Source organism: Mycetocola lacteus (assembly GCF_003667575.1).
GTDB lineage: Bacteria > Actinomycetota > Actinomycetes > Actinomycetales > Microbacteriaceae > Mycetocola > Mycetocola lacteus.
On record NZ_RCUY01000005.1, the window covers coordinates 499,025 to 512,170 of the forward strand.

Consider the following 13,146-nt stretch of genomic DNA (forward strand, 5'->3'; position numbering starts at 1 on the left):
GCCGGTTTCCGCGCCCGCGCGTGCACTCGGCGCACGGGTGGCCCGGACGAGTGGGCCCGGGCGGCTAGCTGCCCTCGGTAAGCGCGAGACCCAGCGTTTCCAGGGATGCAGCATCGGCGGGGAAGGTTCCGTCGCCGAGATCGCGGTTGGGAATCGAGGAGCGCGGATCCACCAGGTACACCGCGTGCCCCTCGAGGATCAGTCGGCGCAGCCCCTCCATCAGCATCCGCCGGCTCACATCATCCACCGAGGAGACGCGGGCCAGATCCAGCGCGATGGTCTTGCGGTCGTTGGGGATCTGCTCCAGCTCGCGCATCACTCGTTCGGCGCTCGAGAAACGCAGCGGACCCTGCAACTCGATCACGTGGAATTCCCCCTGCCCGGACACCCGCCGATTGGCGTGCCGAATCACATCCCGGGAGAGCGGCGGGGACTTCAGCAGGTGCATGCCCATGTCGCCGGAGAAGCGTTCAAAGGCCTGCACCCCGCGCACCGAGTTACCCACCGGATCCAGCCGCGGCGAGAATACGGCCGCACCCACCTGCCCGGGTAGTGCTCCGATGATGCCCCCGGCCACCCCGGATTTGGCGGGGATACCCACCTGGGTCATCCAGTCGCCGGCCGCGTCGTACATGCCACAGGTGGTCATCACCGAGAGCACCTGCTGGGCCACATGCTCATCCACCACCCGCTCCTGGGTGATCGGGTTGATCCCCGCGTTGGCCAGGGTCATCGCCATGACCGCGAGGTCGCGTACGTCCACCAGGATCGAGCACTGGCGGGTGTACCCCTCGACGATGTCCGCGGGGTCCTGAGTGAAGCCGTCTACCGAACGCACCAGGTAGGCCAGGGACATGTTCCGAAAAGCGGTGCCCATCTCCGAGGCATAGACGGCCTCATCCACGTCCAGCTCGCGGCCGGCAAAGGCCGAGAGACCGGCGCGGACCGCCTCAAACCGCTCGTCTCGGCTGGCCTCGGGACGCACCAGCGCGTGGGTCGCGATGGCGCCGATGTTCACCATCGGGTTTTCGGGACGCTGGGTTCTGGGATCCAGGGAGGCGGAGTTGAAACTCTCGCCGCTGGGCTCCACCCCGATCTTGTCCAGCACGGTCTCAAACCCGCGCTCTTGGAGGGCGAGGGCGTACACGAAGGGCTTGGAGATCGACTGGATGGTGAAGCGCTCGTGGATGTCCCCGGCCGCATAGATCTTGCCGTCCGACATGCACAGCGCGCTGGCCAGCAGATCGGGATTCGCCCGTGCGAGCTCGGGGATATAGGTCGCAACCTCCCCGTCGTCCCGCGTATTCTCGAGTACTTCGTGCAGGTAGTCCGGGATAGGCGTGTGCATATATCCAATATAGAAAAACATCCGTGCAAACTCCGGAGACTATCCCCAAACGCTCAGGAACGGCGCTCCCATTAGCGCGTCTGCGCGCCCGATTCTTCGTCATGCTGCGCGATATCGCGAGCGAGGCGACGACGATAACGCACATAGGCGATGACGGCACCCAGCACCAACACAATTGCCGGAACGATATAGGTCACATTCCCACCATCAATCGCGCTCAGCACGATAAAGGCGATCACCGCCGCTCCCATTCCGAAGGCAAAGTCGCGGAAAAACTGAATCTTGTGCCAGGCAAGGTTGGGCGCGGTCATTGTGAAATCCACTCTGTTCGAACGATGGTACGGAAGCGGTTGCTTCCGTGTCAGTCCCGCGATGCCGGCGGCGGCCGTTCCGAGGGGTATGTGGTCAAACCATAGCGTATGTAATAGTCACGGCCGTTCCGAGGACTCGCGGAGGAGGCCGAGTTCCAGCGCCAGGGTCACCGCGCGGGTGCGATCGCCCACGCCGAGCTTGTCGAAGATGCGCACCAGGTGGGTTTTGACCGTGGCCTCGGAGACGTGCAACCCCAGGGCGATCTGTCCGTTGGTGCGTCCCTGGGCAACGAGGGCGAGCACCTCGCGCTCGCGCGGGGTGAGGGTGGGGCCGGTGGGTTGAGCTGGCTGACGCATCCGCGACACCAGGGCCGCGGCGATCTCCGGGGCCAGCACCGTTTTCCCGGCGGCGACTGCGCGCACACCGGCGATGATCTCCTCCTCGGGTGCGGCCTTGAGTAGGTAGCCGGCGGCCCCCGCCTCGATCGCGTCGAGGATCGCATCATCACTCTCATACGTGGTGAGGATCAGCACGCGGGTGTCCGGGCAGTGGGCGAGGATTTCTGCGGTCGCCGCGACCCCATCTCCGCCGGGCATGCGCAGATCCATCAGCACCACATCGGTGGGGATCGCGCGCACCCGCGCGACCGCCTCGGGTCCGCTTGAGGCGGTGCCCACCACGATGATGCCCGCGGCGTCCTCCAGGGTGGCCGAGATTCCGGCACGCACGATCGGGTGATCATCCACCACAAAAACCCGTAGCTCGGCGGTCATGATTGCTCCTTGGTGCTCGGATGAGTGCTCGGATGAGTGCCGGGATCGGTACTCGGATGAGTGGTGAAATCGGTACTCGGCGGGACGCCCGGACCGGCACTCGGCGGGGCGCTCGGTTCGGTACTCAGCGGAAGCTCAACGCTCAGCAGCGCCCCACCCTCGGTGCCCGCGGTCAGAGCGACCGTGCCGCCCACCCCACCCAGGCGTTCGGCCAGACCGGCGAGCCCAAACTGCCCGCCGGTCGGCTGAGCAGTGGCGTTCCGCTCCCCCGATGCCGCCGATTCGGGGGCGGCGGCGGTCGGACCGCGACCGTTATCCGCGATCCCGAGCCGCACGCCCGCCCGATCCGAGACGACGCTCACCCGCGCGGTATTGGCCCCCGAGTGTTTGCGCACGTTGGCCAGGCCCTCCTGGACGCAGCGCAGCAGGATGACCTCCTCGGCGCGGGAGAGCAACGTCCCTGGATTCAGCGAGAATTCGAGGTCGACGGCGATCCCGGTTTCCCGGGCAAACCGGGTGCAGAAGCGCTCCAGGGTTTCGGCGAAGGTCGATTCCTCGAGCGAGGAGGCTGTCGCGACCATCGCCCGGGTTTCGGCCAGCGCCTCGGCGGCGCTGGACTCGATCAGCCGGACGGTGTCCACAAGCTTGGGGGATCCCGCCTCCGCCTGACGCCGCGCGCTACGCGAGAGCATCACCACGCCGGTCAGGGTCTGGGCCACCGTATCGTGCAGGTCCCGGGAGAGACGCCCCCGCTCGTGCATGGCCCCGGCATCGCGGTTGAGCGCGGCGATCTCCTCCTGACGCAGCCGCAGCTGGTCGTAGAGGCGCGCATTCTCGGCGCTCACCCGGGAGATGCCCGAGATCCACAGACCCATCGCCAGGTTGAACGCATAGGACACGGCGCCGATGACCAGGGCGTTCCCCGGCCAGTCCGATCCCTCAGTGCCGAGGATCGAGGTGGTGGTCATCGCGATGGCGGCAATCCCCGAGAGGATCAGCGGCCGGCGCGGACGGGCATTGCCCTCCCAGATCATCGGATACAGGATCACCTGCGCGGTGAACATCGAGGGGCTGGCGAAGGTCAGCAGCGCACCGATCGGGATCACCCAGGCGGCACCCCAACCCACCGCATTGGTCTCGTTGCGGGGGCGCGCCCACAGCAGATAGTAGGCAAGCAGCGCCCCCAGACCTACGGTGATCAGGACCACTCGGGTGCCCACGTCCAAACGCGAGGCTCCCTCGTGGGTCACCGAGACGAAGGCCAGCAGAATCAGCAGCACCATGCAGGCGGAAACAGCAAGGTCCCACCCACGTCTGAGAGTCATGTCCCTCATTCTGACACAGCGGCTCATACGGTGCGCAGACGCCGTCCGAACCGGCCGATCGCCAGCAGCAGGAAGAGGATTCCCAGCCCCGAGAGGATCGCGATCAGCAGCGGCACACCCAGCTCGGTGTCCCCCACCATCGCGTGCACGCCGAAGTAGGTGGCCAGGCTCTCGCCGGCACCCGGCTGGGCGGCATCCAACGCGTCCAGCGGCCCCGCGGTGAGGGGTCCGCGCACCAGGCTCGCGGCCTGGGCAAACGGCAGCAGGGTGAGGACCTTGGCGACGCCCGCGGGCAGGGTGCCCAGCGGCACATAGGCTCCGGCGAGGAACCCGACCCCGGTTCCCACGATGGTTGACAGCGCCGCAAACGCCCCGGCCGAGGCGATAAACGAGGCCGCCAGGGCCGACAGCGCGGCAAACACCAGGCAGCACAGGAGGGTGATGCCCGCGGCTGAGGCCAGTTCGCCCAGGGTCATCCCGCCCCCGGTGATCGCCAGCGTGATCTGAGCGGCGGCCAGCAACAGCAGGGAGATCAGCGCGGCCACCAGGAAGGCTGCCAGCAGGTAGCCGAGGGTCAGATATCCACGCCGCGGAGGGGCGACCAGGAAATCATCGAAGCGATGGGCCACCCGATCATCCACAAACACGGCCATCGCGCCCAGGCTCGCGGTGAGCGAGGTGATCATGATAACCCCGGCAAACACCCACGCCCGAATGAACCGGTCCACATCCTCCGCGGGGGCTCCGGGGAGCTGCGCGGTGACCGAGGAGGTGATCTGATTGCCCAGGAAAAACACGTACAGGGCAACCAGGATCAGTGCCGACAGCAGCGAGAAAAACACCCGCATGCGGTCGCGAAAAAACAGGCGGAGGTTGCGCCGGGTCAGGGTCCAGAGGGTGCTCATGCGGGGTCCTTGGGGGTGTCGCCGGTCACGGTCAGGAACACGTCGTCCATCGTGCCGTGCCGGAATTCGAAGTCGAGTATGTCTGAGTGGTGGGCGGTCAGCAGATCCAGCGCCACGGCGCTTCCGGGCAGGCGCAGATCGAAGCGGTCGCCCTCGCGGGTGCCGGGCAGCGCCGCGCAGGCGGCGATCAGCGCAGAGGCATCGGGACGCGGTGTGATGCTCAGCCGGCTGGCCCCGAGCCGGGCCCGCAAATCGGCGGCGGATCCGCGCTCAACCAGGGCACCCCCGGCGATGATGATTACGTCATCGGCAAGCTCGGTTTCGGCCAGATAGTGGGTGGTCAGCAGCACGGTCATGCCGGTGGCGCGGCGCAGGGTGTGAATCGCCTCCCAGATGCGTTCCCGGCTGGCGGGGTCGAGGCCCGCGGTGGGCTCATCGAGGATCAGGATCTCGGGCGAGTGGATCAGCGCCCGGGCGATATCCGCGCGCCGTTTCTGCCCACCGGAGAGGGTGCCGTAGCGGCGATCCAGAAATCCGGTGAGGTCGGTCATGTCGGCCAGCTCGATGATGCGGGCGCTCGTCCGTGCCGCGTCGAGCCCGTAGAGCCGGGCACGCACGGTAAGGTTTTCGCGCACGCTGAGCAGTGGATCCAGCACCGAGGTCTGGAACACCACCCCGATCCGGCCGCGAATACGCGCGGTGGCCGCGGGGCCCGCCCCCACCCGGTCGCCCAGGACCTCGATCACCCCCGAGTCAAAGCCCAACAGGGTTGAGATGCAGGCGATGGTGGTGGACTTCCCGGCCCCGTTGGCGCCGAGCAACGCGCAGAGGCTCCCGGCCTCCACATCGAAGCTCAGGCCGGCTACCGCGGTGGTTCCGGAATACTGTTTCCGGAGGTCGTGTATATGGAGTGCAACCGTCATACCTCCATGCTGGCGGCCGCGCGCTTCCTCAGGGAGGCACGATTGAGTGACCCCGGGGTCAACCGATCGGTTGACGGCGAGAAGGCAACGGCGGCGGCTTACAACGACCGACGTATTGCCCGCGGTTAGCGGGTGGCGCGCTCCAGCCGGATCGCCTCGCGGATCGCCTGACGCGCGCGAATGCGATCCCCGGCCCCGTCATAGACGATGCCCAGCCGGAACCAGGCGGTCCAGCTCTCGGGTTCGGCCTCGACGGCCGCGCGGTAGGCGGGGAAAAGCTCATCCACGGCTGCACGCTCGGGGCGTCCGCTGGGGCGCACCGGGACCTCGTCCTCGGGGACCAGGCCGCGCTCCTCCAGCAGCCGGCCCAGACGGCTGGATGCCGACCCGAAGCGCAGCTCCCGCCACAGCGCCCAGACACCGGCGAGCAGCAGCACCACCAGGGCGATGCCGATTACGATGGCGATGGGCTCACCGGTGCCGATTGCCACCAGGGCCTTCTGCCCCACCAGGATCAGGCAGATCACCAGGAAGGCCGAGACCAGGATGGCGGGCAGCCGGGCGCGCACTAGCGTGCCTCCGCTCGATCGGTGCGGGCGCGCATCAGGCCTGGCCGCCCAGGCCCAGGTCGATCACGTTTTCCAGACCCACCACGAGGCCAGTCACATGCTGTGCGCGAGCGAGCGCCAGCGTGATGCCGTGCTCATAGGCGCTCTGGTCGATGGTGTCATGGGCGATGGTCAGGGTCTCCCCCGGGCCACCCAGGATCACCCGCTGCTGGGCAACAATGCCGCGCTGGCGCAGGCTGTGCACCGGAATCCCGGCGATCAGCTCGCCGCGGGCGCGCTGATCCACGTGCGGGGCCTCCACCGGACCGAGCTCGGCCCGGGCACGGTCGATCAGTTCGGCCGTGCGCACGGCCGTCCCGCTCGGGGAATCAATCTTGGTGGAGGCGTGAGACTCGATGATCTCGATCGACTCATAAAACTTGGAGGCGAGGATCGAGAGTGCGGTGCCCAGCGCCGATCCCACCGAGAAGTTGGGGATGATCAGCACGCCGCGTCCGGTGGGGATGGTGCGCTCCAGCGCGTCCAGCTTCTCCCGGGACCAGCCCGAGGTTCCCACCAGCACGTTGGCGCCCGCGGCCAGCGCGTGGGCAACCACCTCGGCGCTGATCGCCGGGGTGCTGACATCCACCACCAGGTCGGCACCATCCATCTCGGTGAGGTCGCTGCGCGAGGTCAGGGACGCGTGCACCTCATAGTCGGGGCTCGCCTCCAACAGTCGGCTAAACAGCCGTCCCATTTTTCCGCTGGCACCAACGATCGCAACCCGTGTAGTCATACCCCTAATCTAGCAACCCCGAGGCCACCGGATGTCGCACGTTCGCCCGGCACCGTGCACGTGTCCAAAAACGTCGGCGTAGCATGGGAACATGCACACATTTGTTCGTCTGAGCACCACGGATCCGCGCTCCCGCGACCTCCTGGACGAGTACTTCGCCGAGCGCGCGGTTGGCTTCGAAGGCGGGGACTACATCGTGACCCACCCCGATCCCGCCCGGTTTGTCGACCCCGACGGTGCCTTTGTGGTGCTCCTGGACGGAGACACCCCGGTCGGCTGCGGCGGCGTCCGCGCGCTCAGCCCCACCCGGTTTGAAATCAAGCACGTCTTCCTGCGCCCCGCGGCCCGCGGTGCCGGATGGGGTCGACGCCTGCTGGAAACCCTTGAGTCCGAGGCGCGCGCACTCGGCGCGCGCGAGCTGGTCTTGGATACCAACGCGACCCTGGCCGCCGCCGGGGGTCTATACCGCAGCTCGGGCTACGTGGAGATCGAGCCCTATAACACCAACCCCAACGCCAACCACTGGTATGGGAAGAAACTCACCGACTCACCCCGGTAACCCAAAAGACACCCCACTCAGGTGGGGTGTCTTTTGCGTGGAGACGGCGTGCGGTTAGACCGGCAGCGGATCCGGCAGCCCGGTACGCAGCTCCATCGGCAGGTGCGCCAAATCGTTGTGCGTGAGCAGGGTCCAGGGACGCCCAGGCTTGCGGTGAATCACCGTGAGCCCGCAGTTGGCCTGGTCCAGGGTCATCCAGCGCCAGTCGGGGGCACCCAGAACCTCCCGCACAAACCAGGCGATCACAAAGTTGTGGCTGATGATCAGGTCGTGGCGCTCGCCGCTCTTGGGAGCCAGGAACTCGGCTACCGCATCATTCATCTGGGCGGCACCAGCCTCAGTTTCGGCATCGGTGATGCCGCCGAAGAACGAATCGAAGGCACTCGGGGTGTCCGGGGTTTTGCCGGTCGGCACGCAGTCAAAGAGCAGGGCCGAGGACTCCAGCGCGATCGAGGGCAGCCGCTCGGCGATCAGCTCGGCCGTTTCGGCCGCACGCTGCAGCGGCGAATGGTAGGCGGCGGTGAGCGGAAGGCCGCTCAGACGTTCGGCGATCAGCCGAGCCTGGCGTCGCCCACGCGGGGAGAGCGGGCCATCGGGCATGCCGTGTTCGGCATCCTGCTGTTCACCATGACGCACGAGGTACAGATACTGGCTCATGATCGTTTCCCTTCTAAGGACTCACCGAAGCCGTCAAATACACTCTCGTCGATTGCCCCCACCGCGGCAACCGTAAATCGCCGGTCCGCAAGCTCGCGCGCGAGTGCTCGCACGTCCTCGGCGGTGACGGCGGCAAGCATTTCCAGGATGGTGTCTAATTCCTGGAACTCGCCGAGAATCAGGTCCGCTCGACCCAATCGGGACATGCGCGAATCGGAGTCCTCGAGGGACAGGGCGGAGGCGCCGGAGAGCTGACCCAGCGCACGGCTCATCTCCTCCTCGGTGACCCCGTCGGTGGCCATCGTGATCAGTTCCGCATACATCAGGTCGGTGACCTCGCGGGCGCGTGCCGGGGTGCATGCGGCCCCCAGCCCAAACACCCCGGTGTCCGAGAACGCGCTGGAGAACGAATAGACCGAGTAGGCCAGCCCGCGCTTCTCGCGAATCTCCTGGAACAGGCGTGAGGACATGCCACCGCCGAGGATCGAGTTCAGGATGCTCATGACCGGCCAGCGCTCATCCCGCATCGCAATGCCGGTGCAGCCCAGCAGCAGGTGCACCTGCTCGATCGGGCGGTTTTCCACCACGAGCGAGCGTGCGGGCAGGGTGTTGACCGGAACCAGCGGACGACGCGGGACCGGATCCGCCTGGATGGTGGGATCCCAGCCAGCCTCGGTCAGCGCGGCCACAACATCGGCGACCAGTTCATCGTGACGCACGGCACCGGCGACCGAGATCACCACGTCGGCGGCACGGTAGTTGCGGGCGTAGTGCTCCATCACGGCCTCGCGGGTGCACGCCTCGATGGTCTCGGCGGTACCGCCGATCGGGCGGGCCAGCGGATGCTCGCCGAGCACCGCCTCAAACAGGAGCTCCCAGACGGCGGTTCCGGGATCATCCTCGCGCATCGCCAGTTCCTCGATGATGACCTGACGTTCGCGCTCGAACTCTTCGGGATCAATCAGCGAGGCGGCGATCATGTCGGCAAGGACCGAGGTGGCCATGCCCAGGTCCTGGTCCCGAACCTTGGCGTAGTAGCAGGTGTACTCCTTGGCGGTCAGGGCGTTGTGTTCGCCGCCCACCGCGTCAAACGCGATGGCGATATCCAGCGCGCTGCGGCTCGGGGTGCCCTTGAACAGCAGGTGTTCCAGGAAGTGGGTGGATCCAAACCCCGAGGCGCCCACGGCAGACTCGGTGGCCAGCTCATCGCGGGAACCAACACCCACCCAAAACCCGATCGTGGCGCTCTGGGCTGCGGGCATCTCCTCGCTGAGAATACGCAGGCCTGTGGGCAAAACGGTGCGCCGAATCCGCGAGCCGGCCGCGGTTTCAAAGTCGATACTGGGCTCGGTGAGGGGGAACGCTCTCGGGGGAATCATCGGCTCCACCCTAAGCCAGGACGCTCACATTCCGATGGGTTTGTCCGGCGCGGGGCCAAATTAGCACCCCGACGCAGCGGACCATCACCACTAGGAGTGCCACACTTTTTCCAGTTCGGCGCTCTGCGTGCGGGTCAGCGAAACGGCCGGTGCTGCCATTAGCGCATCCACCTGCTCGGGGTCGTTGGCGCTCACCACGGGTGCGGTGATGCCGGGACGCGACAGCACCCAGGCCAGCGCGATCGTGGTCGGGGTCACCCCCTGCTCCTCGGCGACCCGGTCCAGCACCTGCAGCGCGCGCAGGCCCTGGCGGTTGACCAGGCTGCTTACTCGGGTGCCTCGTGCGGTGGTGTCCAGCTGGGCGCGGGAGCGATACTTGCCGCTGAGGAAGCCGTTTTCCAGGGTCAGGTAGGGAATCACCGCGAGGTTTTGCCCCCGCGAGACCAGTTCCAGGGTCCCCTCATAGCTGCTGCGGTGCAGCAGCGAGTAGTGGGTGCCCACCGCGGCGATCCGCGGGTAGCCCGAGGCTGCCAGGATGCGTGCCTGAACCAGGCGCTCGGGACGGTAGGCGGACACCGCGAGGTGGCGCACCTTGCCGCTCTCGATCAGCCATTCGGCCGTTCCGAGGGCATCCTCCAGGGGAACCGTAGGGTCGTCGTCGTGGAAGTACAGGACATCGATGTAGTCGGTTTGCAGGCGCTCCAGGCTCGCCTCCACCGCGCGCACGATGCTGACCGAGCCCAGGCCCGGGTTGTCCGGGTGGCGTCCGATCTTGGTGGCGATCACCGTCTGATCGCGCACCCCGCGGCGCGACACCCAGGAGCCGATGATGTGTTCGCTGCGCCCGGCGGAGTAGCTATCCGCAGTGTCCAGGAAGTTTCCACCCAGCTCGGCGTAGCGGTCCAGAATCAGTTCGCAATCGGCGGTCTGCGCGGTCCAGCCAAACACCGAGGTGCCCAGCGCGATTGGATGTACACGCAGGCCCGTCTGAGCGAGGTCTCGACGCTCGTCGGTTTGGGAGTTCTCGGGGGCGCCCACGGGAATGAGTCCGGGCAGGGTGAGCGGGATCGACTCCAGTCCAACCGTCATCTGCTTCAGCACCGGCTCTCCCCTCGTCATCCGACGCGATGGCGAATTTTGCCGAGTTTTCGCCACCTGAGACGTAGTCTATGCCGGGTTTCACCCTCAACCTCACCCCGACGCGAACGTTTTTTGACGAACCGATAACAATTTGGATACGACATGTGATGTGGTTTCGGCGAGTGTGTCGATCCGAGGCTCACCCCCACGAGCGAATCAGGCTCCGCCTGGGCACTCCGCCGGGTCACCGATTTCGGGCAGCAGGGCGGCGAGCACCGGGGCCAGCGCGGCATTGAGCGCGGCGACCTGATCGGCATCGAGATGGTCGAAGAGCACCTCGCGCACCCGCTCGACGTGCCCGGGCGCGGCATCCACGATCTTTGCAAAGCCCGCATCGGTCAGGGTTGCGATCATCGCGCGACGGTCGGTGGGAACACGCTCGCGCACAATCCACCCCTCCTGTTCAAGCCGCCGGGCCGCGTGCGACAGCCGTGAGAGTGAGCCATTGGTGACCAGCGCCAGGGTGCTCATCGGGAGTTTGCGTTCGGGGGCTTCGGAGAGCATCGCCAGGACGTAGTACTCATACCGGGTGAGTTCCACATCCGCGCGCAGCTGGGCATCCACGGTGGCCGGCAGGATCTCGCTGATTGCTTGGAGTCGCTTCCACAGGGCGATTTCTTCGTCATTGAGCCAGCGCGGGGTATCCATGTCTCCACCCTATCGAAATTCCGTGAAGCTTCAATACTTGCGAGTTCAACTAATTGCCGCTACGGTGATGTTCTGCCCGCTTTCAGGGCCCCACTTCCCCAAGGAGACACCCGTGTTTATTGCCCTGATCATCCTCAACGCCCTGCTGGCCCTGGCCTTCATCGGCTCCGGCGGAATGAAGACGGTGACCCCGATCCCCCGGCTGAGCGAGCGCGGTATGACCTTCGTGGACCGCTTCCCGACCGCATTCACCCGCTTCATCGGCATCGTCGAGGTCCTCGGTGGTCTCGGCCTGATCCTGCCCGTGGTTACCGGTATCGCCCCGATCCTCACCCCGATCGCCGCCGTGGGTCTGGCGATCATCATGATCGGAGCGATCGTGATCCACGCACGTCACTCCGAGCCGGTCATCCCCGTGGTTGTGCTGACCCTGCTGAGCCTGGCCAGCGCGGTGCTGGGTTTCATCTACGTCGCCGGCTAATCCCGTGACCCACACGCCCGCCGGTGCCCCTGCTCCGGCGGGCGTTGTGCACGCCACACGCGTCCGACAGCGAATGTTCTAAAACCCGCAGCGATCCGCGCACCCCGCCCGATCATCTGAGAGCCTAGCCAGTGGCACGCGCCCGTGCCGCGCCCGCTCCCGTCTGGATCTCCGCATGCTCTCCGCAACCTCCCGCTCTGCCGTCGTGGCCAGCCTCCCGCTGGTTCGCTCAAAAATCGAGCAGATCACCCCCATCTTTTACGAGCGAATGTTTACCGCACACCCCGAATTCCTGGACGGTCTCTTCAATGAGGCCAACCACAAAAGCGGCATCCAGCACTCGGCATTTGCGCTGGGATTCATTTCGATGGCGGCGCGGATGGCCGAGGATGAAAACGAGGAGGTGGATGCGATGCTCACCCGCATCGCCCACCGCCACACCGCTCTTGGCGTTAGCGCCAGCCAGTATGACATCGTGCACGACCACCTGTTTGAGGCGTTGGAAATTGTGCTGGGTGCGGAGTTCACTCCCGAACTGCGCCGCGCCTGGAACGACGTGTACTGGCTGCTGAGCAACGTCCTCCTGCGGGTCGAATGCGACCTCTACGACGCCCAGGCGAGCTTTGCCCGCTGGGCTTTCTGGTGGGTTACCGGACGTGAGGAACACGGCGACACGGTGTTTCTGAGCTTTGAACCGGTGACCGATACCCCGGTCTCCCTCGCCACTCCCGGACAGTATGTCAGCGTGCGGGTGGCAACCCCCTCGGGTCGCAAGCAGGCCCGACAGTACACACTGATCAGCGGCGGCGGCACCGCACGCCAGATTGCCGTGCGCCGCAACGACGCCGGCCTAGTCTCCCCCGTGCTGAACGACACCCTCGCGGTGGGCGACATGGTGGAACTCTCCAACCCCTACGGCAATGTGGTCCTGACCCCGAGCGATGCGCCGCTCGCGCTGATCACCGCCGGAATCGGCGCGACCCCCACCGCCGCGATTGTGCGGGCGCTCGCCGAAGCCGGCAGCGACCGTCAGGTACAGGTGTTCCACGCCGACCGCTCCCCCGCACACTGGGCGCTGCGCGAACGCATCACCGAGGATGTGCACTCCCTGCCCAATGCCACCCTGGAGCTGTGGTTCCAGGAGGGCGGAGACAGCTCGAACTTCACCGGCGACATGGACCTAACCTTCATGGACATCCCCCGCGACGCCGAGGTGGTCCTCTGCGGTCCGCTTCCCTTCATGCAGATGGCCCGCGGACAGCTGATCGACCAGGGTGTGCCCGCCCGACAGATCCACTACGAAATGTTCGGCCCCGACCTCTGGTATCCCGAGCGGGGTTAACGCACGCAAC

General features: G+C 66.4%; 15 protein-coding genes. 3 read left to right on the plus strand and 12 right to left on the minus strand.

Going from position 1 to position 13,146, the window contains the following annotated elements:
• Positions 1 to 64 precede the first annotated feature (64 nt).
• From D9V34_RS07825 to dapB, 8 genes are all read right to left on the minus strand, one after another.
• Positions 65 to 1,348, minus strand: coding sequence for a glutaminase (locus D9V34_RS07825; RefSeq protein WP_121688503.1), 1,284 nt, complete (start codon positions 1,346 to 1,348; stop codon positions 65 to 67).
• 71 nt (positions 1,349 to 1,419) lie between these two features.
• The gene (locus tag D9V34_RS07830; RefSeq protein ID WP_121688262.1) at positions 1,420 to 1,659 is read right to left on the minus strand and encodes a hypothetical protein; all 240 of its coding nucleotides are present in this window, start codon (positions 1,657 to 1,659) and stop codon (positions 1,420 to 1,422) included.
• Between the two features lie 117 nt (positions 1,660 to 1,776).
• Positions 1,777 to 2,433: a response regulator gene (locus tag D9V34_RS07835; protein WP_121688263.1), complete on the minus strand. Its 657-nt coding sequence runs from the start codon at positions 2,431 to 2,433 to the stop codon at positions 1,777 to 1,779.
• Positions 2,430 to 3,758 carry a sensor histidine kinase gene (locus D9V34_RS07840; RefSeq protein WP_183091905.1) on the minus strand — a complete coding sequence of 443 codons (1,329 nt, stop codon included), beginning with the start codon at positions 3,756 to 3,758 and terminating at the stop codon, positions 2,430 to 2,432. Before D9V34_RS07840 ends, D9V34_RS07835 begins: the two co-directional genes overlap by 4 nt.
• A gap of 23 nt (positions 3,759 to 3,781) precedes the next feature.
• Entirely contained in the window at positions 3,782 to 4,663 is an 882-nt protein-coding gene (locus tag D9V34_RS07845; RefSeq protein ID WP_121688265.1) for an ABC transporter permease, read from the minus strand.
• Positions 4,660 to 5,586, minus strand: a complete 927-nt coding sequence (locus tag D9V34_RS07850; RefSeq protein WP_121688266.1) for an ABC transporter ATP-binding protein — start codon at positions 5,584 to 5,586, stop codon at positions 4,660 to 4,662. Before D9V34_RS07850 ends, D9V34_RS07845 begins: the two co-directional genes overlap by 4 nt.
• 125 nt (positions 5,587 to 5,711) lie before the next feature.
• On the minus strand, positions 5,712 to 6,155 hold the full coding sequence (locus D9V34_RS07855; protein ID WP_121688267.1) for a tetratricopeptide repeat protein: 444 nt from the start codon (positions 6,153 to 6,155) through the stop codon (positions 5,712 to 5,714).
• A 34-nt stretch (positions 6,156 to 6,189) separates the two neighbouring features.
• Complete coding sequence (gene dapB / locus D9V34_RS07860; RefSeq protein WP_121688268.1) at positions 6,190 to 6,930, minus strand: 4-hydroxy-tetrahydrodipicolinate reductase; 741 nt, start codon at positions 6,928 to 6,930, stop codon at positions 6,190 to 6,192.
• A gap of 91 nt (positions 6,931 to 7,021) precedes the next feature.
• On the opposite strand from dapB, the gene D9V34_RS07865 reads away from it, so the two are divergent.
• Positions 7,022 to 7,489, plus strand: coding sequence for a GNAT family N-acetyltransferase (locus tag D9V34_RS07865; RefSeq protein ID WP_121688269.1), 468 nt, complete (start codon positions 7,022 to 7,024; stop codon positions 7,487 to 7,489).
• Positions 7,490 to 7,543: 54 nt separating this feature from the next.
• Here D9V34_RS07865 and D9V34_RS07870 read toward each other — a convergent pair whose 3' ends face one another.
• The 4 genes from D9V34_RS07870 to D9V34_RS07885 all read right to left on the minus strand — a co-directional run bounded on the left by D9V34_RS07870 (position 7,544) and on the right by D9V34_RS07885 (position 11,313).
• Entirely contained in the window at positions 7,544 to 8,146 is a 603-nt protein-coding gene (locus D9V34_RS07870; RefSeq protein ID WP_121688270.1) for a histidine phosphatase family protein, read from the minus strand.
• A complete protein-coding gene (locus D9V34_RS07875) occupies positions 8,143 to 9,525 on the minus strand; it encodes a M16 family metallopeptidase (protein ID WP_121688271.1) in 1,383 nt (460 codons plus the stop codon). Before D9V34_RS07875 ends, D9V34_RS07870 begins: the two co-directional genes overlap by 4 nt.
• Before the next feature lie 90 nt (positions 9,526 to 9,615).
• The gene (locus D9V34_RS07880; RefSeq protein WP_245991961.1) at positions 9,616 to 10,626 is read right to left on the minus strand and encodes an aldo/keto reductase; all 1,011 of its coding nucleotides are present in this window, start codon (positions 10,624 to 10,626) and stop codon (positions 9,616 to 9,618) included.
• 195 nt (positions 10,627 to 10,821) lie between these two features.
• On the minus strand, positions 10,822 to 11,313 hold the full coding sequence (locus tag D9V34_RS07885) for a MarR family winged helix-turn-helix transcriptional regulator (protein ID WP_121688272.1): 492 nt from the start codon (positions 11,311 to 11,313) through the stop codon (positions 10,822 to 10,824).
• Positions 11,314 to 11,425: 112 nt separating this feature from the next.
• Between D9V34_RS07885 and D9V34_RS07890 the strand changes: the two genes are divergently transcribed.
• Together D9V34_RS07890 and D9V34_RS07895 are read left to right on the plus strand one after the other, a co-directional pair.
• A complete protein-coding gene (locus D9V34_RS07890) occupies positions 11,426 to 11,794 on the plus strand; it encodes a DoxX family protein (RefSeq protein ID WP_121688273.1) in 369 nt (122 codons plus the stop codon).
• A gap of 175 nt (positions 11,795 to 11,969) precedes the next feature.
• The gene (locus D9V34_RS07895; RefSeq protein ID WP_121688274.1) at positions 11,970 to 13,136 is read left to right on the plus strand and encodes a globin domain-containing protein; all 1,167 of its coding nucleotides are present in this window, start codon (positions 11,970 to 11,972) and stop codon (positions 13,134 to 13,136) included.
• Positions 13,137 to 13,146: the final 10 nt, after the last annotated feature.